The sequence below is a fragment of the Enterobacter cloacae complex sp. P24RS genome (assembly GCF_014982165.1).
GTDB classification, from domain to species: Bacteria; Pseudomonadota; Gammaproteobacteria; order Enterobacterales; family Enterobacteriaceae; genus Enterobacter; species Enterobacter quasihormaechei.
This window is the reverse complement of the sequence record NZ_JADCKU010000013.1, coordinates 118,171-139,012: the sequence shown is the minus strand read 5'-3', so window position 1 is coordinate 139,012 and position 20,842 is coordinate 118,171. Positions and strand designations below refer to the sequence as shown.

Annotated in this window: 17 protein-coding genes and 1 pseudogene; 14 read left to right on the top strand and 4 right to left on the bottom strand. The window is 57.9% G+C overall.

The annotated features are described in order from the left end of the window. Positions 1-30: 30 nt before the first annotated feature. Positions 31-483: a YhcH/YjgK/YiaL family protein gene (locus tag INF58_RS15055; RefSeq protein ID WP_193527996.1), complete on the bottom strand. Its 453-nt coding sequence runs from the start codon at positions 481-483 to the stop codon at positions 31-33. 675 nt (positions 484-1,158) lie between these two features. Here INF58_RS15055 and arcA point away from each other — a divergent pair. From arcA to INF58_RS15030, 5 genes are all read left to right on the top strand, one after another. Continuing rightward, positions 1,159-2,379: an arginine deiminase gene (arcA, locus tag INF58_RS15050; protein WP_008501384.1), complete on the top strand. Its 1,221-nt coding sequence runs from the start codon at positions 1,159-1,161 to the stop codon at positions 2,377-2,379. A gap of 9 nt (positions 2,380-2,388) precedes the next feature. Continuing rightward, the gene (gene arcC, locus INF58_RS15045) at positions 2,389-3,300 is read left to right on the top strand and encodes a carbamate kinase (RefSeq protein ID WP_193527995.1); all 912 of its coding nucleotides are present in this window, start codon (positions 2,389-2,391) and stop codon (positions 3,298-3,300) included. A gap of 25 nt (positions 3,301-3,325) precedes the next feature. After that, entirely contained in the window at positions 3,326-4,330 is a 1,005-nt protein-coding gene (gene argF / locus INF58_RS15040) for an ornithine carbamoyltransferase (RefSeq protein WP_193527994.1), read from the top strand. Positions 4,331-4,377: 47 nt separating this feature from the next. Further along, positions 4,378-5,781 (top strand): YfcC family protein, encoded by a 1,404-nt coding sequence (locus tag INF58_RS15035; RefSeq protein WP_193527993.1) that lies wholly within the window; start codon positions 4,378-4,380, stop codon positions 5,779-5,781. An 80-nt stretch (positions 5,782-5,861) separates the two neighbouring features. Continuing rightward, positions 5,862-6,341, top strand: coding sequence for an arginine repressor (locus INF58_RS15030; protein ID WP_193528008.1), 480 nt, complete (start codon positions 5,862-5,864; stop codon positions 6,339-6,341). Positions 6,342-6,344: 3 nt separating this feature from the next. Here INF58_RS15030 and INF58_RS15025 read toward each other — a convergent pair. After that, positions 6,345-6,462, bottom strand: a pseudogene (locus INF58_RS15025) (hypothetical protein). Here INF58_RS15025 and INF58_RS15020 point away from each other — a divergent pair. The 5 genes from INF58_RS15020 (at position 6,442) to gbpA (ending at position 10,038) form a co-directional block, all read left to right on the top strand. Further along, positions 6,442-6,546, top strand: a complete 105-nt coding sequence (locus INF58_RS15020; protein WP_022646880.1) for a pyrBI operon leader peptide — start codon at positions 6,442-6,444, stop codon at positions 6,544-6,546. The pseudogene INF58_RS15025 and the gene INF58_RS15020 overlap by 21 nt on opposite strands. A gap of 34 nt (positions 6,547-6,580) precedes the next feature. Beyond that, complete coding sequence (gene pyrB / locus INF58_RS15015) at positions 6,581-7,513, top strand: aspartate carbamoyltransferase (RefSeq protein WP_193527992.1); 933 nt, start codon at positions 6,581-6,583, stop codon at positions 7,511-7,513. Between the two features lie 12 nt (positions 7,514-7,525). After that, on the top strand, positions 7,526-7,987 hold the full coding sequence (gene pyrI, locus INF58_RS15010) for an aspartate carbamoyltransferase regulatory subunit (protein ID WP_010427352.1): 462 nt from the start codon (positions 7,526-7,528) through the stop codon (positions 7,985-7,987). Between the two features lie 73 nt (positions 7,988-8,060). Continuing rightward, on the top strand, positions 8,061-8,447 hold the full coding sequence (gene ridA / locus INF58_RS15005; protein WP_058671165.1) for a 2-iminobutanoate/2-iminopropanoate deaminase: 387 nt from the start codon (positions 8,061-8,063) through the stop codon (positions 8,445-8,447). 139 nt (positions 8,448-8,586) lie between these two features. Further along, the gene (gbpA, locus tag INF58_RS15000; RefSeq protein WP_193527991.1) at positions 8,587-10,038 is read left to right on the top strand and encodes an N-acetylglucosamine-binding protein GbpA; all 1,452 of its coding nucleotides are present in this window, start codon (positions 8,587-8,589) and stop codon (positions 10,036-10,038) included. Positions 10,039-10,098: 60 nt separating this feature from the next. Here gbpA and INF58_RS14995 read toward each other — a convergent pair whose 3' ends face one another. Continuing rightward, positions 10,099-12,483 (bottom strand): beta-N-acetylhexosaminidase, encoded by a 2,385-nt coding sequence (locus INF58_RS14995; RefSeq protein ID WP_193527990.1) that lies wholly within the window; start codon positions 12,481-12,483, stop codon positions 10,099-10,101. Positions 12,484-12,661: 178 nt separating this feature from the next. Beyond that, complete coding sequence (mgtA, locus tag INF58_RS14990; protein ID WP_193527989.1) at positions 12,662-15,370, bottom strand: magnesium-translocating P-type ATPase; 2,709 nt, start codon at positions 15,368-15,370, stop codon at positions 12,662-12,664. A gap of 386 nt (positions 15,371-15,756) precedes the next feature. Between mgtA and treR the strand changes: the two genes are divergently transcribed. The 4 genes from treR to INF58_RS14970 all read left to right on the top strand — a co-directional run bounded on the left by treR (position 15,757) and on the right by INF58_RS14970 (position 20,836). Further along, positions 15,757-16,704 carry a trehalose operon repressor TreR gene (gene treR / locus INF58_RS14985; RefSeq protein WP_193527988.1) on the top strand — a complete coding sequence of 316 codons (948 nt, stop codon included), beginning with the start codon at positions 15,757-15,759 and terminating at the stop codon, positions 16,702-16,704. A gap of 125 nt (positions 16,705-16,829) precedes the next feature. Next, entirely contained in the window at positions 16,830-18,248 is a 1,419-nt protein-coding gene (gene treB / locus INF58_RS14980) for a PTS trehalose transporter subunit IIBC (protein WP_180979069.1), read from the top strand. 51 nt (positions 18,249-18,299) lie between these two features. Continuing rightward, entirely contained in the window at positions 18,300-19,955 is a 1,656-nt protein-coding gene (gene treC / locus INF58_RS14975; RefSeq protein WP_063867222.1) for an alpha,alpha-phosphotrehalase, read from the top strand. Between the two features lie 134 nt (positions 19,956-20,089). Further along, positions 20,090-20,836 carry an oligogalacturonate-specific porin KdgM family protein gene (locus INF58_RS14970; protein ID WP_193527987.1) on the top strand — a complete coding sequence of 249 codons (747 nt, stop codon included), beginning with the start codon at positions 20,090-20,092 and terminating at the stop codon, positions 20,834-20,836. Positions 20,837-20,842: the final 6 nt, after the last annotated feature.

Sequence of the window (20,842 nt, the reverse complement as noted above, 5' to 3'; positions counted from 1 at the left end):
GGGGCGAGGGTTAGGGTGAGGGGTAAAGAATTACTCCACCAGCATTTTAACAACCACTTTTCTGATCTTAGCAGGCTCCCCCACCGCGCACAGCGGCTTATGCACTTCACCCGGCCAGAACACCACGAAATCCCCTTCGCTCAGCACCACGGTTTTCTCCTGCTCGCCTTCCGGCAGGAACGCGATGTCTTTGTCCGCCAGCCAGTCGGTGTCCGGCGTACCGTGCGGCAGGGTGCTGAACGTCATCCCTTCCTGACCCTTCAGCACAATCTGGATATCCAGATAGCGCGCGTGGTACTCGGCGCGGCGCTCGGCGAAAGGCTGGGTCATGTCTTCTGACACCAGATAAAACAGGCGGTCGCCGTTGATGTCGTGCTTGCCGGTCGGCGTCGCGTCGGTAATGTGCGCCTTAACGTGCTCAATGGCCTGGCGCAGTTCTTCCGGTAGCCAGGACTGGAGATGATGAATGTTGCCCACGATCATGGTATAGCCCTCAAATTAAAACACCGTTTCATTTCCATCTTTTATACGAAAATTGTTCTCCCCCCGCCAGCCCTTTTTAGGCAACTTTTGCGCAAGCGCATGTTTATCGGGAAATGTGTTAATTTGCTGTTAATTGCAGTCAGGCATTTATGCAGTGGTTATGCATAACCTCACCCGGCTCGCGCCACTGAATCAATATAACCAATTGAAACAACAGCCTAAAACACAAAACCTGCGGCCACGTCACACTTTACCACTCTGGTTATTTCCTTTATAACGCCATAATTATTTATTGATTTTTCTTAAGTCCAAAATAGTTAATTGCATTAATTGCATAGCCATTCTCAACTTGATATTTTATCGTTTAAAATCAATAATATAACTAAATATGTCCAAATATGTAATTCTACAATATAATAACAACCTCAAATAATGCCACCCGTTTCCGCTTAGCTATTCATCCTTCAATAATAACAATTTAATCATTATCTGATGCGAATCATGCAAATGAAAACAAACGCCTTAATATCGTTTTTCGCGTGAGCAATGTCACAATAACCGTTATTTAAGCGCCTACTATGAATCACGAAATCAATTGAGCTTAGCCGCCATGTAATTAAACACCTCACATGGCGCATGCCCTTTTTATTCTGAAAAACAGTTAAAGGAATAATTATGGAAAAGCATTACGTCGGTTCTGAAATTGGTCAATTGCGTAGCGTTATGCTGCACCGCCCTAATTTAAGCCTGAAGCGGTTAACCCCCTCAAACTGTCAGGAGCTGTTATTTGATGATGTACTGTCGGTTGAACGGGCGGGTGAAGAGCATGACATCTTCGCAAACACGCTGCGCGAACAGGGTGTGGAAGTCCTGCTGTTGACCGACCTGCTCACGCAAACGCTTGATATTGCAGAAGCGAAGGCCTGGCTTCTTGAAACGCAAATTTCCGACTATCGCCTCGGGCCAACCTTTGCCGGCGACGTGCGCGGCTGGCTGGCGGATATGCCGCACCGCGAACTGGCGCGGCGATTAAGCGGGGGATTAACCTACGGCGAAATTCCGGCAGCCATTAAAAATATGGTAGTGGATACCCACACGGCGAATGATTTTATTATGAAGCCGCTGCCGAACCATTTATTTACCCGCGATACCTCCTGCTGGATTTATAACGGCGTGTCCATTAACCCGATGGCGAAACCCGCCCGCCAGCGTGAAACCAATAATCTGCGCGCGATATATCGCTGGCACCCGGCATTTGCCGACGGCGATTTTATTAAGTATTTCGGCGACGAGAATATTAATTACGACCACGCCACCTTAGAAGGCGGCGACGTACTGGTGATTGGCCGCGGGGCGGTATTGATCGGCATGTCCGAGCGCACGACGCCGCAGGGCGTGGAGTTCCTCGCCAACAGCCTGTTCAAACACCGCCAGGCCGAGCGCGTGATTGCCGTTGAGCTGCCAAAACACCGCTCCTGCATGCACCTCGACACGGTGATGACCCACATCGACGTGGACACCTTCTCCGTCTATCCGGAAGTGGTGCGCAAAGACGCCCAGTGCTGGACGCTCACCCCGGACGGACGCGGCGGCCTGCTGCGCACGCAGGAAACCGACCTGCTGCACGCCATTGAGAAAGCCCTCGGCATTAACCAGGTCCGCCTGATCACCACCGGCGGCGACGCCTTCGAAGCCGAACGCGAGCAGTGGAACGACGCCAACAACGTCCTGACCATCCGCCCGGGCGTGGTGATCGGCTACGAGCGTAACGTCTGGACCAACGAGAAGTACGACAAAGCGGGCATCACCGTGCTGCCGATCCCCGGCGACGAGCTGGGACGCGGTCGCGGCGGCGCACGCTGCATGAGCTGCCCACTGGAACGCGACGGAATTTAAGGAGCCATCATGGAACGAAAACCCACTCTGGTTGTGGCCCTGGGCGGCAACGCGCTGCTCAAGCGCGGCGAGCCGCTGGAAGCGGATATTCAGCGTCAGAACATCGAGCAGGCCGCCCGCACCATCGCCGGATTAACAGAACAGTGGCGCGTGGTGCTGGTGCACGGCAACGGGCCGCAGGTCGGGCTGCTGGCATTGCAGAACAGCGCCTACGACAAAGTGACGCCCTACCCGCTGGACGTTCTCGGGGCGGAAAGCCAGGGGATGATCGGCTACATGCTCCAGCAGGCGCTGAAAAACAATCTGCCGCAGCGTGAGGTGAGCGTCCTGCTCACCCAGGTGGAGGTGGACGCCGCCGACCCGGCCTTCAGCAACCCGACCAAATACATCGGCCCGGTGTACAGCGAAGCGCAGGCGAAAGCGCTGGCCGCAGAAAAAGGCTGGACGTTCAGGGCCGACGGCGCCTATTTCCGCCGCGTGGTGCCCTCTCCACAGCCGAAGCGCATCGTCGAGAGCGACGCCATTACGGCGCTGATCCAGCGTGACCACCTGGTCATCTGCAACGGCGGCGGTGGCGTGCCGGTAGTGGAGAACGCCAACGGCTATCGCGGCGTTGAGGCGGTGATCGACAAAGACCTCTCCGCCGCCCTGCTGGCGCGCCAGATCGAGGCCGATGCCCTGCTGATCCTCACCGATGCCGACGCGGTGTACCTCGACTGGGGCAAGCCGACCCAGCGCCCGCTGGCGCAGGTGACGCCGGAACTGCTTAAAGACATGACGTTCGACGCCGGATCGATGAGGCCGAAGGTCGCCGCCTGCCGCGAATTTGTTGAGGCCTGCAACGGCATTGCCGGAATCGGCGCGCTGGCCGACGGTGCGGAGATCCTGGCGGGCGAGAAAGGCACGCTGATTCGTAACTGAGCACTCATTTAAAAAGGATTTACCCATGACCATCAACCTGAAAAACCGCAACTTCCTTAAACTGCTGGACTACACCCCGGCGGAAATCCAGTACCTGATCGACCTCGCCATCGAGCTGAAGGCGGCCAAAAAAGCCGGACGCGAAAAGCAGACGCTGGTCGGGAAAAACATCGCCCTGATCTTTGAAAAAACCTCCACCCGCACCCGCTGCGCCTTCGAAGTGGGCGCGTTTGACCAGGGCGCGCAGGTTACCTACCTCGGCCCAAGCGGGTCGCAGATCGGTCACAAAGAGTCGATGAAAGACACCGCCCGCGTGCTGGGCCGCATGTATGACGGCATCGAGTACCGCGGCTACGGCCAGGCCATCGTCGAGGAGCTGGGCGAATACGCGGGCGTGCCGGTGTGGAACGGCCTGACCGACGAGTTCCACCCGACGCAAATTCTGGCGGATCTGATGACCATGCTGGAGCACTCCCCGGGCAAAACCCTGCCGGAGCTGAGCTTTGCCTACCTGGGCGACGCGCGGAACAACATGGGCAACTCCCTGATGGTCGGCGCGGCCAAGATGGGGATGGATATCCGTCTTGTGGCGCCCAAATCCTTCTGGCCGGAGACGGGCCTGGTTGAGCAGTGCCGCGCCATCGCCAAAGAGACGGGCGCACGCATCACCCTCACCGACGACGTGGAAGAAGGCGTGCACGGCGCCGATTTCCTCTACACCGACGTGTGGGTCTCCATGGGCGAGCCGAAGGAGGCGTGGGCCGAGCGCGTCAGCCTGATGAAGCCGTATCAAATCAACGCGGACGTGATGAAGGCCACCGGCAACCCGAACGTCAAGTTCATGCACTGCCTGCCCGCGTTCCACAACGAGCACACCAAAGTGGGGCGCGAGATCGAGATGGCGTACGGCCTGAAGGGGCTGGAGGTGACGGAAGAGGTCTTTGAATCACCGAACTCCATCGTCTTTGACGAAGCAGAAAACCGCATGCACACCATTAAGGCGGTCATGGTGGCGACACTCGGCGACTAATCACCGCCCGGCGCGCCGCGGGGTGCGCCGGGTTTCAGGAGAACATCATGGGCAAGTTCAAGTTTCCCTCCGCTTACACCATTCTCTTTTTTCTGATTGCCGTGGTTGCCGTGCTGACGTGGATTGTTCCGGCCGGGCAGTACCATATGGCAATGAACGAGGCGCTCGGCAAAGAGGTGCCGGTCGCCGGCACCTATGCGCACGTGGCATCGCATCCGCAGGGGCTGGTGTCGGTGCTGATGGCCCCGATAGCCGGGCTGTACGATCCGGAGTCCGGCCAGGCCGGGGCGATCGACGTCGCGCTGTTTATTCTGATCATCGGGGGATTTCTCGGGATCGTCACCAAAACCGGGGCAATTGACGCCGGGATCGAGCGCGTCACCACTAAGCTGCGCGGACACGAAGAGTGGATGATCCCGATCCTGATGGCGCTGTTTGCCGCAGGCGGCACGATTTACGGCATGGCCGAAGAGTCGCTGCCCTTCTATACCTTACTGGTGCCGGTGATGCTGGCGGCGCGGTTCGATCCGGTGGTTGCCGCGTCTACCGTGCTGCTCGGTGCCGGGATCGGCACGCTCGGATCTACTATAAACCCGTTCGCTACGGTGATCGCCGCCAACGCCGCCGGGATCCCCTTCACCAACGGGATCATGCTGCGCATCGCGCTGCTGGTCATCGGCTGGATCATCTGCGTGGCGTGGGTGATGCGTTATGCCCGCAAGGTGCGCAAAGATCCGTCGCTGTCGATCGTGGCGGATAAACAGGAAGAGAACCGCGCCCATTTTCTCGGCAACAAGGGCGAGCAGTCGCTGGAATTTACCCCGGTGCGCAAACTCATCCTGGCGATCTTCGCCCTCGCCTTCGCGGTGATGATCTACGGCGTGGCGGTGCGGGGCTGGTGGATGGCGGAGATTTCGGCGGTGTTCCTCGCCAGCGCCATTATCGTTGGGCTTATCGCCCGCATGAGCGAAGAGGAGTTGACCTCAACCTTTATCAACGGCGCACGAGATTTGCTGGGCGTCGCGCTGATTATCGGCATCGCGCGCGGTATCGTAGTGATTATGGATAAGGGCATGATTACCCACACCATTTTGCACAGCGCCGAGGGGATGGTTACCGGATTATCGACGGTGGCATTCATTAACGTGATGTACTGGCTGGAGGTGGTGCTGTCGTTTCTTGTGCCTTCTTCGTCCGGCCTGGCCGTTCTGACGATGCCGATCATGGCGCCCCTTGCCGATTTCGCTAACGTCAACCGCGACCTGGTGGTTACGGCTTACCAGTCGGCGTCCGGCCTCGTTAACCTTGTCACCCCCACCTCTGCCGTTGTGATGGGCGGGCTGGCTATCGCCCGCGTGCCCTACGTGCGCTATCTGAAATGGGTCGCGCCGCTGCTGGGGATTTTGACGGTGGTGATTATGGTGGCGTTAAGCCTGGGCGCCTTGTTGTGATTTGCCGGATGGCGCTGCGCTCATCCGGCCTACGGATCGGTGCGGTGCCACCGGTTATTTCGGGAACTGATATGGGAACTATGATGGATTACGAAGAGTACTCTCCCAAAGAGCAACTACAGCTAACGGTCTGCCAGCGTCTGATCGCGGAAAAGAGCTATCTCTCTCAGGAAGAGATCCGCCGCGACTTGCAGGAGCGGGGTTTTGAGACCATCAGCCAGTCCACCGTTTCACGTCTGCTCAAGCTGCTCGGCGTCATAAAAATTCGCAATGCCAAAGGGCTAAAGATTTATTCGTTGAATCCCCAGATGCGCCCTGCCCCCGACGCCGCGCGCACCGTCTCCGAAATGGTGGTCAGCGTGGAACACAATAGCGAATTTATCCTTATTCATACCGTCGCCGGATATGGCCGCGCGGTGGCGCGTATTCTGGATTATCACCAGTTACCGGAAATTTTAGGCGTGGTGGCGGGAAGCAGTATCGTCTGGGTCGCGCCCCGGGTGGTGAAGCGTACCGCGCTGGTGCATAAGCAAATTAATTATTTACTCAGAATGCATTAATATTCATAAAGAACCGTTTGCATTGAGTAAAGCGTGCATTAAATCGCTTGATCCCAAAAACGAGCTGCGTATAATGCCCGACAATTTGCCGGGAGGAAGCATGGTCAAGCGTGTACGACATAACGTCTTACCGCGTCTGAAATCAGACGCTGGCCTGCCGTTTTTCTTCCCGTTGCTAAACCTATTCCCAGAGCCCCTCATTTGAGGGGCTTTTTTTTGCCCGGCGTCAGGAGATAAACATGAATCCGCTTTATCAAAAACACATCATTTCCATAAACGACCTCAGCCGCGAAGAGCTGGAACTGGTTCTGGAAACCGCGGCAAAACTGAAGGCCAATCCGCAGCCGGAGCTGCTGAAGCACAAGGTGATCGCGAGCTGTTTCTTTGAAGCGTCGACGCGCACCCGCCTCTCCTTTGAAACCTCCATGCACCGCCTGGGCGCGAGCGTGGTGGGCTTCTCGGACAGCAGCAACACGTCGCTGGGCAAAAAAGGCGAAACCCTGGCGGATACCATTTCAGTGATCAGCACCTACGTGGACGCGATTGTGATGCGCCACCCGCAGGAGGGCGCGGCGCGCCTGGCAACCGAGTTTTCCGACGGCATTCCGGTGCTGAACGCCGGTGACGGCGCTAACCAGCATCCGACGCAGACCCTGCTGGATCTGTTCACCATTCAGGAGACCCAGGGCACGCTTGAGAACCTGAACATCGCCATGGTCGGCGACCTGAAGTACGGTCGCACCGTCCACTCCCTGACCCAGGCGCTGGCGAAATTTAGCGGCAACCGCTTCTTCTTCATCGCCCCGGACGCGCTGGCGATGCCGCAGTACATCCTCGACATGCTGGACGAGAAAGGCATTGCGTGGAGCCTGCACGCCAGCATCGAAGAGGTGGTGGGCAACGTGGATATTCTCTATATGACCCGCGTGCAGAAAGAGCGTCTGGATCCGTCCGAATACGCCAACGTGAAGGCGCAGTTCGTGCTGCGCGCCAGCGACCTCGACGGCGCGCGCGACAACATGAAGGTGCTGCACCCGCTGCCGCGCATCGATGAGATTGCCACCGACGTGGATAAAACGCCGCACGCCTGGTACTTCCAGCAGGCCGGGAACGGCATCTTCGCTCGCCAGGCGTTACTGGCACTGGTTCTGAATCGCGAATTAGCTCTGTAAGGGGAGACGACCATGACACACGATAACAAACTCCAGGTTGAAGCCATCAAGCGTGGCACCGTGATTGACCACATCCCTGCGCAGGTGGGCTTTAAGCTGCTGACGCTGTTCAAACTGACCGAAACCGACCAGCGCATCACCATCGGCCTGAACCTGCCGTCCGGCGAAATGGGCCGTAAAGATCTGATCAAAATCGAAAACACCTTCCTGACCGACGAGCAGGTCAACCAGCTGTCGCTGTATGCGCCGGACGCCACGGTTAACCGCATCGACGATTACGACGTGGTGGGCAAATCCCGCCCGAGCCTGCCGGAGCGCATCGAAAGCGTGCTGGTCTGCCCGAACAGCAACTGCATCAGCCACGCCGAGCCGGTCTCCTCCAGCTTTGCAGTGAAAAAGCGCGCCAATGACATCGCGCTCAAATGCAAATACTGCGAAAAAGAGTTTTCCCATTATGTGGTGCTGGCCAACTAATTGAGGTTGGTAATGAAATCCCGGCTGTTATAATGGCCGGGAACATTCTTAACGCTGTAATTCTGGAGAAAAAATGAGCAAAGTACTCGCGACGGAAAATGCACCAGCGGCCATTGGCCCATACGTTCAGGGCGTTGATCTGGGCAGCATGATCATCACCTCTGGCCAGATCCCGGTAAACCCGAAAACCGGTGAAGTGCCGGTCGACGTGGCGGCACAGGCGCGTCAGTCGCTGGAAAACGTGCAGGCTATCGTTGAATCTGCGGGCCTGAAGGTGGGTGATATCGTCAAAACGACGGTGTTCGTGAAAGATCTGAACGACTTCGCCACCGTTAACGCCACGTACGAAGCGTTCTTCACCGAGCACAACGCCACCTTCCCGGCGCGCTCCTGCGTGGAAGTAGCGCGTCTGCCAAAAGACGTGAAAATTGAAATTGAAGCGATCGCCGTACGTCGCTAATTTATTTCAATAAATAAAAGGCAGCGCTCGCTGCCTTTATTATTGCGACCATTTTTACTCTCTGTACGAAATGACATATTACTTGTCCGATTATTAGAATCCCCCCCGCCTAGTAATATTCTCTTTTTATGGATGAGTAATGAAACTTTCAAAAATCGCACTTGCGCTCGCAACATTGACCGTTGCGTCTTCCGCATTTGCCCACGGATATATTGAATCTCCTGCCAGCCGCGCCTATATGTGTAAGCTGGGTCAAAATATTGATTGCGGCTCCGTACAGTATGAACCGCAGAGCGTAGAGAAAACCTCCGGCTTCCCGACCGGGGCAGAGCCAGCAGACGGACACCTCGCCAGCGCGGGTATCTCACAATATTCTCAGCTGGATAAGCAGAGCCTGAATGCGTGGACTAAAAACCCAATGGCCGCGGGCCCGCATGAATTTGTCTGGCACCATACTGCGCCGCACAAAACCACCAACTGGCGTTATTACATTACCAAACAAAACTGGGACCCAAATAAGCCGCTAACGCGCGATCAGTTTGAATTAACCCCGTTCTGTACAATTAACGGAAATAGCCAGGCGCCAGCCGTAACAAAATCCATGACCTGTAATGTTCCTGAGCGCACGGGCTATCAGGTCATTTACGGCGTATGGGAAATTGCAGATACTTCAAACAGCTTCTATCAGGCTATCGACGTTGATTTCGGCAATGGCGGCAACGTGACCCCGGACGAAACACCTGCGATCGTATCCGAGTGGAGCAAAACCCTGAGCGGCCAGATTGCCGGTAATAACCTGAACGTGGGTGATAAGGTTATCGCACGCTTCTTTGACGCCCACGGCGAAGTGACCGCCATGCGCACCGAGATGACCATCGGCTCTGCTGAGCAGGGCGACGCTAACCAGTGGTCCTACGATCTGGCGCAGAAGATCAACACCGCGCAGCACGACGTGCGCGTCGGCGTGAAGGATGAAGCCGGTGACATCAGCCCGGTTCACGGCGCTAACAGCGTCTTCGTGAAAGACGGCAGCACCTTACAGTCCGTTGCTATCTCTTATGAAGAGCAGAAAGCGCAGGTGAGCGAGACCATCGCCGTTACCGATCTGCAATACAGCAAAATCGAACATGGCAACGCGACCGTGACCTTCCACGTGAATACGCAGGGCGACGTGAATTTTGAAGCACACGTGATGAACCACCACGGTGCGGAAAAAGGCTACCTGAAGCAGGACATGAACAACAGCAATCAGGACGTCACCATGACCCTGACCGACGTGACCGCCGGCCACCACATGCTGAAATACTACGCGACCAATAAAGACGGCACGATGTTCGCGCAGGACGTGCTGAACCTGATGCTGGAAAGCGATGCAGCCGCGGACAGCACCGGTCACCACGACTTTACCTTCCCGGACAATATCGCGTCTTACAAGGCAGGTACCGTGGTGCTTCTGCCTAAAGACGGTAAGACCTACGAATGTAAGCCTTTCCCGTACAGCGGCTACTGCGTACAGTACAGCCCAACCGCAAACCAGTATGAGCCAGGCGTTGGCGCACACTGGAAAGAGGCGTGGGTTCTGAAGAACTGAGTAGCCTTTACGCCCGGCGGCACTTCGTTTGCCGGGCCTACACGCCACCGGGCATGTGTGTTACTGATTCCGCGTGGCGCGTAGCAGCGTCTCCAGCGGATAGACCGCTGCAATCACCACTTCGTCCTGAATCTTCGCCGCGCTGTCCAGCTCGCTCTGGATCGAGGCTATCTCTTTGTCGTCCAGCGTCCCCTGACGCGCCACCAGATCCGTCAGCCTCAGGCCAATCGAGGCCAGCTTATCCACCTCCTGAATCACCGGCTTAATGGCCTTCAGCTGATAGCTGTTTTCGCTCAAGGCCAGCACGTCGCTGGTGTTGTTCTGCCAGCGGTTAAAGACGTGGCGCAGCGCCTCGGCGCTTTCCGTGTCTTCCGCGTCGCTGACCAGACGGTCGGCCCATTTATTCATCTGACGCACGGTAGCACTTTCAGCGTTTAGCGCGTCCGCGAGCCGGTTAAGCGGCTCGAACTGATGATAGTTTCCAGCCTGGAACTTGAGATGCTGGCGGGTGTAATACTGCGCCGGCTCGAGCGCCTGGGCGAGGATTTGCAGCGGCAGGGTATCCGCATTATTTGCCAGCCGCGTGAACTGTACCTGCTGCTGGGTATGCTGCTGTAGCCCAACCGACACCGTGGACCAGCTGTCCATCGCCTGTAGCCGGGTATACATGTTGTCGACGTCGTTCACGTCCTTCGCCGACCATAGCCGCTCCGCCACCGCAAAGGCGCGCGGCCACAGGCGGATATCCAGCACCGGCGCGACCACGTTTTCCGCCCACAGCGCGGCTTCGCCGCCGAGCAGGTTGGCCTCGTTCGCCGGGTCCGGCACCACGGGCGGTATGCCTTTTGGCACCTCGTCCAGACGCGTTCCGTCAATCGGGTAGCGGGCGTTGCCCACCAGGAAATAACCGTTGAGCTTATCGTTCGCAACTGAAACGACCGGGCGCGTTTCACCCATCCAGGTGTCAACGGTAAACGTCACCTGGTTGTCGCCTCGCCACTGAATGTTATTCACCGCCCGACGCGATTTCCCGGCAAAATCAATAAATCCGCGCCATCCGGCGTCGCCTTTCACCAGCGTAAAGCTGCCTTCCACCGGCTTGCCCTTCAGGCGCGGCATGGAGAAAGTCCAGCTCTGTGCGCTGTCGGTGTCCGCTATCACATCCACGCCGTTTAAGCCCTGCGGCACAATTTCGTTGCGGTAGTGATAGGCGGTGGACTGCGGCTGGTCGAGATAGAAGCCGGTTGAGAGAATGCCCTTATAGCCGTTCTGCGCCACCTGCCCCAGTGCGTCCTGCCCCTGCCAGGACTGGATCAGAATGCTTTTCGGCAGATCGGGATGGTAGATCTCATCCCAGCCGACCATCTGCCGATGGTGCTTCTCAAGGATCGTCTCCAGCTTGCGGTTGAAATACGCCTGCAACGCGTGGCTGTCCGCCAGTTTGTTGTCGCGCATAAATCTCTGAATCGCCGCGTTCGCTTTCCACTGGCTGTCGTCCACTTCATCGCCGCCGATATGCAGATACGGATCGGGGAAGATCGCCGCCAGTTCGCTGACCATCGCGTCGGCAAAGGTGTAAGTCGCCTCTTTGGTGGGATCCAGCACCGGCTTCAGCACGCCCCAGTGGCGCTCCATGGCGTACGGCCCCGGCGCGCTCATCAGTTCCGGATAGGCGACGGCAATCGCTGAGGCGTGGCCCGGCATATCGATCTCCGGCACCACGCGTATGCCGCGTTCGGCAGCGTAACGCACAATCTCGCGCATCTGCTCAGGGGTGTAGAACAGCCCGTCGCTGGCAAGCTGGGTTAATTTTGGATAACGCTTCGAGGTAAAGCGCCAGCCCTGATCGTCAGTCAGATGCCAGTGCAGAACGTTGAGCTTAGCCGCGGCCATACCGTCGATCTGGCGTTTGATATCGGGTAACGGGATGAAATGGCGCGCCGAATCGAGCAGCAGCCCGCGCCACGGAAAGCGCGGCGAATCTTCGATGGTAACCCACGGAATCGAAGTGTTTTCGGCACCGTTCTGCATCAGCTGGAGCAAGGTTTCCATCGCGCGCAATGCGCCAAAGCGGGTGTTGGCGGAGATGTTCACGCCGTTGGCATCGACCTTCAGGGTATAGCTTTCATCGCTGTCCGGCAGCGGCTGCGGCTTCACCTTTCTGGCGATGGCGATGCGGATGGTCGGCTTGTCAGGTTTTTCGGCCTGCGGCTGTAGCGTCCAGCCGGTTTGCAGCGCAATGCGCTGGCGCAGGCGGTTGACCGCATCCCCCAGATCGTCGCCGCTGACGCTCACGGAGAGTTGATTGTTAAGCACCAGCGCGCCCTGAGTCGTCGGGCGTTCAACCTTCGCAGGCCAGGGCATCAGGGGAAGGTCGCCTGCCGGCGCGGCAAAAGCGGAGGCGCCGAGCATAAGCCCGGCGGTTAAGAGACTGTACCGTAACATGAATGTTCCTTATCTGACGGGCCAAATACAGGCAAAACATTCTGTTAACATGCGTACAAATTGTCGTCAAGCGAATGCGCCGACGGAGATCACAGGTTGTTGAATTTGGGAGGAAAGCCAGATGCCGGGTGGCGGCTTCGCCTTACCCGGCCTACGTCTGGATTGTGGCAAAATGAGCTTACTGCCACCCATATCGACGCGCATAGAATCCTTTCACCATCTGCGTCAGCACCATATAGCCCGCGAGGATCGCCACCAGCCACGGGAAGTAGCTCAGCGGCAGCGCCTGAAGTTGCAGGTAACCTGCAAGAGGCGAGAACGGCAGCGCGATCCCGAGCGCCATCACAATGCCCGTCATCACAATCAGCGGCCACGCGGCGCGGCTCTGGATAAACGGAATGCGGCGGGTGCGGATCATGTGCACAATCAGCGTCTGGGACAGCAGCCCTACCACGAACCAGCCGGACTGGAACAGTGTCTGGTGTTCCGGCGTGTTGGCGTGGAACACAAACCACATCAGGCAGAAGGTCAGAATGTCGAAGATGGAGCTGATCGGCCCAAAGAACAGCATAAAGCGCCCCAGATCGGCGGGGTTCCAGCGCTGCGGCTTCTGGATCTGCTCGTCGTCCACGTTATCAAACGGGATCGCTACCTGAGAGACATCGTACATCAGGTTCTGGATCAGCAGGTGCAGCGGCAGCATCGGCAGGAACGGCAGAAACGCGCTCGCCACCAGCACGCTGAAGACGTTACCGAAGTTGGAGCTGGCGGTCATTTTGATGTACTTCAGCATGTTGGCGAAGGTGCGACGCCCTTCGATGACGCCCTCCTCCAGCACCATCAGGCTCTTTTCCAGCAGGATGATATCCGCCGCCTCGCGGGCAATATCCACCGCGCCGTCCACGGAGATGCCGATATCCGCCGCACGCAGCGCCGGCGCATCGTTGATGCCGTCGCCCATAAAGCCCACCACGTGCCCTTCACGACGCAGCAGCGTCACGATGCGCTCTTTGTGCATCGGCGTCAGGCGGGCAAACAGCGTCGTGCGCTGGGCAAGCTGCGCCAGTTCGTCGTCAGAAAGCGTTTCGATGTCGCTCCCCACCACCACGTCGCCCGCGTCCAGCCCCACTTCGGAGCACACTTTGGCCGCCACCAGCTCGCTGTCGCCGGTCAGGATTTTGACGGTAATACCGCTCGCCTTCAGCGCCTTCAGCGCGGGGGCGGTGGTCTCTTTCGGCGGATCGAGGAAGGCGATGTAACCTTCGAGGATCAGGTCGGATTCGTCGATACGCTGATAGTCACCCTCGCGCGCGGGCAGGAATTTGCTCGCCACCGCCACCACGCGCAGCCCCTGACGGTTCAGGCTATCGGTGACGCGCTTGATGCGGCGCAGCATGGTGTCGTCCAGCGGCACGATCTCCCCGTTGTGGCGCACCTGCGTTGAAACGTTCAGGATCTCCTGCAACGCCCCCTTGCAGATCAGCTGATGCACGTCCGGCTGCTCGCTCACCACCACCGACATGCGGCGGCGCTCAAAGTCGAACGGGATTTCGTCCACCTTCTGCCAGCGGCCAGAGAGCATGCGGGCAGACTCTTCATCCACGCCTTCCAGCACCGCCACGTCGAGCAGGTTTTTCAGCCCGGTCTGGTAATGGCTGTTCAGCCACGCGCTGTACAGCACGCGCTCGCTGGTCTTCCCGGCAATATCGGTGTGATTCTCCAGCACGATTTTGTCCTGGGTCAGGGTGCCGGTTTTATCGGTGCAGAGAATGTCCATCGCGCCAAAGTTCTGGATAGCGTCGAGGTGTTTGACGATCACCTTTTGTTTAGAGAGTTTGACCGCCCCGCGCGCCAGCGTGGAGGTCACGATCATCGGCAGCATTTCCGGCGTCAGGCCGACGGCCACGGAGAGCGCGAACAGCGCCGCTTCCCACCAGTCGCCTTTGGTGTAGCCGTTGATCAGCAGGACAATCGGCGTCATGACCATCATAAAGCGGATCAGCAGCATGCTGACGCGGCCAATGCCTTTCTGGAACGCATTCGGCTCGCTCTCCTGCTCGCTGACGCGCCCGGCCAGCTGCCCAAACCAGGTGTTGCCGCCGGTGGCGGTGACAATCGCCTGCGCCGTGCCGCTGACCACCGTGGTGCCCATAAAGCACAGGGTGTCGCACTCGAGCGGGTTCATCTGCTGCGGGTCGCGGGTCCGCGCGACCTTCTCCACGGGCAGGGATTCACCGGTCAGTGAGGCCTGAGCGACGAACAGATCCCGCGCCTGGATGACGCGTAAATCCGCCGGGATCATGTCTCCCGCCGCCAGCTTCACCAGGTCGCCCGGTACCAGCTGGTCAATGGGCAGCTCAACCCAGGCGCTTTCGCCGAGATCGTTAATCACGCGCGAGACGGTCGCGGTATTGCTGACCATCGCCTTCAGGGCGTCTGCCGCTTTGGTGGAGCGCGCTTCCTGAATAAAGTTAAGCAGCGTGGAGATGCCCACCATCAGGGCGATCACGCCTGCGGCAAACAGATCTTCAGTGGCGTAAGAGATAATCCCGAGCACCGTCAGCAGCAGGTTGAACGGGTTGCGATAGCAGAGCCACAGGTGGACCCACCAGGGAGAGGGTTTCTGCGCCGGGATTTGGTTGTCGCCATGTTCCGCGCGGCTTTTTAACACTTCTTGCGCGTTCAGCCCTTCCGGGTGGCCGCCAAAGGCGCGCCAGACTTCGTTTTCATCCATCGCCGCCACGTTCAGGCAGCGCTCGGTCAGGGAGGCGGGAATCACCGCTCCCGCCATGGTGTTGGCATTTGGCAGCGGATCGCGCGCAATCAGGCGGCGTGGCAGATGGCGGCTCAGCTGCGTAAACAGCTGCCGGGTGATATTTTTCAGCATAGTCATTCCCCCGCATCCGCAAAGGCGGACGCAGTCTTTCCCGCAGGCGTGGCAAAGCCTTACCTGTCAGGCACTTAATTTAACAAGCAGGAACGTATGAACGTTGCTGCCTCACGCCGGTGAGACAGCAAAAGGCTGCCTTACCGGAAAGAAGGTTTTCTCCTGGTCAGGAGAGGTACGGGATCGGGATCCATGTGGCCTCCGGTGAGTAAAAGTAGGGTGTCGGCACGCAGTATAGAGATTTATCCATACCGTTTGTGGCTAATCGGGCGGTATTATAACGCTCTGCAAATAAACCAAACGTAAACCAGACTTTGCCCATAGCGAATTCGCAGGATAGCATTAGGCTCAATTGACTATTTTATCGTTGTTACAGGGAATACAGCATGCAGAACCGCCTTACGATTAAAGATATCGCGCGTTTAAGCGGCGTGGGGAAATCGACCGTCTCACGCGTGCTGAACAACGAAAGCGGTGTCAGCGAGCGCACCCGCGAGCGCGTCGAGGCGGTGATGAATCAGCACGGTTTTTCCCCTTCCCGCTCCGCGCGCGCCATGCGCGGGCAGAGCGATAAAGTGGTCGCCATTATTGTCTCGCGTCTGGATTCCCTCTCCGAAAACCTCGCCGTGCAGACCATGCTTCCCGCCTTTTACGAGCAGGGCTACGATCCGATCATGATGGAGAGCCAGTTCTCCGCGCAAATGGTGGAGGAGCATCTGGGTATGCTTCAGCGCCGCAACATTGACGGCGTGGTGTTGTTCGGGTTTACCGGCCTGAAAGAGGACGTGCTGAAGCCCTGGCAGCCGTCGCTGGTGCTGCTGGCGCGCGACGCCAGCGGGTTTGCCTCCGTTTGTTATGATGACGAAGGAGCGATAGTGATCCTGATGCAGCGCCTGTATGAACAGGGCCATCGGCATATCAGCTATCTCGGCGTGCCGCATGCCGACGTCACCACCGGCAAGCGTCGCCATGAAGCGTATCTGGCGTTTTGTAAAATAAACAACCTCCCTGCCGTGGCCGCGCTGCCGGGGCTGGGCATGAAGCAGGGATATGAGCAGGTCGCCAGCGTGCTAACCCCGCACACCACCGCCCTGGTGTGCGCCACGGATACCCTTGCATTAGGCGCGAGCAAATATTTGCAGGAGCAGCGCATCGGGGAGCTGCAATTAGCGAGCGTGGGAAACACGCCGCTGATGAAGTTCTTACACCCGGAGATTATCAGCGTTGATCCCGGCTACGGCGAGTCTGGCCGTCAGGCTGCCGCGCAGCTGATCGAGCAGATCAATGGTCGTGCAGAGCCACGTCAGATCGTTATTCCTGCCCACCTCTCATAACCTTCTTGAATGGATTATTGTGATCTCCGCCCGATTTCGGGAACGTTCCCATTTTCGCCGTCACGCTGAAAGAGTAGGCTTGCGCTCAGGTCATTACCCCTATCAACCGGTCATGAGGTTTCATGATGAGTAAAGTCAAACAAGCAGATATCGATCGGCTTATCGTCCTGGTCGGCGGACGCGAAAACATCGCCACCGTCAGCCACTGCATTACCCGCCTGCGCTTCGTGCTGAACGATCCGGCTAAGGCCGATCCGAAGGCCATTGAAGAGCTCAAGATGGTTAAAGGCTGCTTCACCAACGCCGGGCAATTCCAGGTGGTGATTGGTACCGAAGTGGGCGATTACTATCAGGCTCTGCTGGCGACTACCGGGCACGCTTCCGCCGATAAGGAGCAGGCGAAGAAGGCGGCGCGCCAGAATATGAAATGGCACGAGCAGTTGATTTCCCACTTCGCGGAGATCTTTTTCCCACTGCTGCCGGCGCTGATCAGCGGGGGCTTAATTCTCGGCTTCCGTAATGTCATCGGCGACGTGCCGATGAGCGACGGCAAAACCCTGGCGCAGATGTACCCGGCGCTGCAAAGCATCTATGACTTCCTGTGGCTGATTGGCGAGGCGATCTTCTTCTATCTGCCGGTCGGGATTTGCTGGTCGGCGGTGCGCAAGATGGGCGGCACGCCGATTCTGGGCATCGTGCTGGGCGTTACGCTGGTCTCTCCGCAGTTAATGAACGCTTACTTACTTGGTCAGCAGGTGCCGGAGGTGTGGAACTTTGGCCTGTTTAGCATCGCCAAGGTGGGCTATCAGGCGCAGGTGATCCCGGCCCTGCTGGCGGGCCTGGCGCTGGGCTTTATTGAAACGCGCCTGAAGCGCATCGTGCCGGATTACCTCTATCTGGTGGTGGTCCCGGTCTGCTCGCTGATCCTGGCAGTGTTCCTGGCGCATGCCTTTATCGGTCCGTTTGGCCGCATGATTGGCGACGGCGTGGCCTTCGCGGTCCGTCACCTGATGACCGGCAGCTTCGCGCCAATCGGTGCCGCGCTGTTCGGCTTCCTGTACGCTCCGCTGGTGATCACCGGCGTACACCAGACCACGCTGGCCATCGATATGCAGATGATTCAAAGCCTCGGCGGTACGCCGGTCTGGCCGATTATCGCCCTGTCTAATATCGCGCAGGCGTCTGCGGTCACCGGCATCATCATCGTCAGCCGCAAGCACAACGAGCGTGAGATTTCCGTTCCGGCGGCTATTTCCGCCTACCTCGGCGTCACCGAACCGGCGATGTACGGCATCAACCTGAAGTACCGCTTCCCGATGCTCTGCGCGATGATCGGCTCTGGTCTGGCGGGCCTGCTGTGCGGTCTGAATAGCGTGATGGCGAACGGAATTGGCGTCGGCGGCCTGCCGGGTATCCTCTCCATTCAGCCCGCTTTCTGGCAGGTATTTGCGCTGGCCATGGCGGTGGCGATTATCATCCCAATGGTGCTGACCACCGTGGTTTACCAGCGTAAGTTCCGTCAGGGCACGTTGCAGATTGTTTAATTCCCTCTTTCGGGGCGCAGTTGCGTCCCTTCGCATTTGCAGGAAAGCACTATGAATACCCTTCCTCACTGGTGGCAGAACGGCGTTATCTATCAGATTTACCCAAAGAGTTTTCAGGACACGACCGGCAGCGGCACGGGCGATCTGCGCGGCGTGACGCAGCGCCTGGACTACCTGAAAACCCTCGGCATTGACGCCATCTGGCTGACGCCGTTCTACATCTCCCCGCAGGTGGATAACGGTTACGACGTGGCGAACTACACCGCCATCGACCCGACCTACGGCACGCTGGACGACTTTGACGAGCTGGTTGCCGAGGCGCACGATCGCGGCATCCGCATCGTGCTGGATATGGTCTTTAACCATACCTCCACGCAGCACGCCTGGTTCCGCGAATCGCTGAACAAAGAGAGTCCGTACCGCCAGTTTTACATCTGGCGCGACGGCACGCCGGACGTGCTTCCCAACAACTGGCGCTCGAAATTTGGCGGCAACGCCTGGCGCTGGCACGCCGAAAGCGAGCAGTATTATCTGCATCTCTTCGCGCCGGAGCAGGCGGATCTCAACTGGGAAAACCCGGCGGTGCGTGCCGAGCTGAAAAAAGTGTGCGAGTTCTGGGCCGATCGCGGCGTGGACGGTTTGCGTCTCGACGTCATCAACCTGATTTCGAAAGATCAGACCTTCCCGGACGATCCCTTCGGCGATGGTCGTCGCTTCTACACCGACGGGCCGCGCATTCACGAATATCTTCAGGAGATGAGCCGCGACGTCTTTACCCCGCGCAACCTGATGACGGTGGGCGAGATGTCTTCCACCTCGCTGGAGAACTGCCAGCAGTACGCGGCGCTCGACGGGCGCGAGCTGTCGATGACCTTTAACTTCCACCACCTGAAGGTGGACTATCCCGGCGGCGAAAAGTGGACGCTGGCGAAGCCGGACTTCGTGGCGCTGAAAACCCTCTTCCACCACTGGCAGCAGGGAATGCACAACAAAGCCTGGAACGCGCTATTCTGGTGTAACCACGATCAGCCGCGCATCGTGTCGCGTTTTGGCGACGAAGGTGAACACCGCGTGGCGGCGGCGAAAATGCTCGGCATGGTGCTGCACGGCATGCAGGGCACGCCGTACATCTATCAGGGTGAAGAGCTGGGTATGACCAACCCGCACTTCAGCCGCATCACCGACTACCGCGACGTGGAGAGCCTGAACATGTTCGCCGAACAGCGGGCTAACGGCCGCGATACCGATGAACTCCTGGCGATTCTGGCGAGTAAATCCCGGGATAATGGCCGTACGCCGATGCAGTGGGATGCCTCGCACGGCGCGGGCTTTACCGCAGGCGAACCGTGGATTGGCGTCTGTGATAATTACGAAACGGTGAACGCCCGCGCGGCGCTGGACGACCCCGGTTCGGTGTTCTACACCTATCAGTCGCTGATTCGCCTGCGCAAATCTCTGTCGGTGCTGACGTGGGGGGATTATGAGGATCTCCTGCCTGAGCACCCTTCCCTGTGGTGCTATCGCCGCCAGTGGCAGGGGCAAACGCTGATGGTGGTGGCGAACCTGAGCCGCGAGCGCCAGCAGTGGCAGCCGGCCCCGGTAGAGGGAGCATGGCGGGTGGCGCTCAGTAACTATGAAGAGGTTCCCTCCCGACCCGATACGCTGCAACTGCGCCCGTTTGAAGCCATCTGGTGGGTGCAGGAATAAATATCAGGAGGGACAGCATGCTGTCTCTCTTTTTTTATGTTTAGCGATACGCTAAATGTACGACGATAGCTTTTACATCATGGCGTGCCAAAAATAAAAATAGCCCTGCTAATTAATAACCTCGGCAGGACATGATGAAAAAGACAATTATTAAAGCAACGTGTATTAGCGCATTATTATTGAGCACACAGGGATGGTGCGGAAATACGTCCGTCGACCTTCGCTTTGGCCATAATACGCGCTCTGACGTAAATGATTCACGTATTAAGGTTATGCATCAGGCGGATAACGGTTTTTACTTTTCCGTTGAAGCTGCACAAAACCACAACGATACCTTTTTTGGTGATACCGACCGAAATAACCCTGATGACAAAGGATTAACGGAGGCGGCACAGGAGATTGAAACGCGCTGGCGCTTCAATCTGGGCAATGGCTTTGCCGTTGCGCCTGGCATGGTGACGGTTTTCACCCCCAGTAATACCCACTATCGTCCCTTCATTCAGGGCTGGAAAGCGTTCGATAACGGTCTGAACCTCTCTGCCCGCTATCGTTATAACACCATCAATGACGCGCACAGCGACAAAGAACTCGACGGCAGCGGCTATACCCGCCGTCAGTCACACCAGTTCGACATTTGGTTCGCCTATAACATTGGCAAATTCGGTATGTCCTATAACCCACGCTTCCGCTGGCAGGATAACGTCGATCAGGGAACCGGGGATGACACCTACTGGGAGCATACCGTCGCGTTCAACTACAGCCTTGACGACGGCTGGACGCCTTACGTTGAGCTGGTGTCACTGGATAAAACCTATATCAACAATGACGGCAACCATGAAAATGATTATGCCGTACGTCTGGGGATAGTGAAGCAACTCTGACGGCCC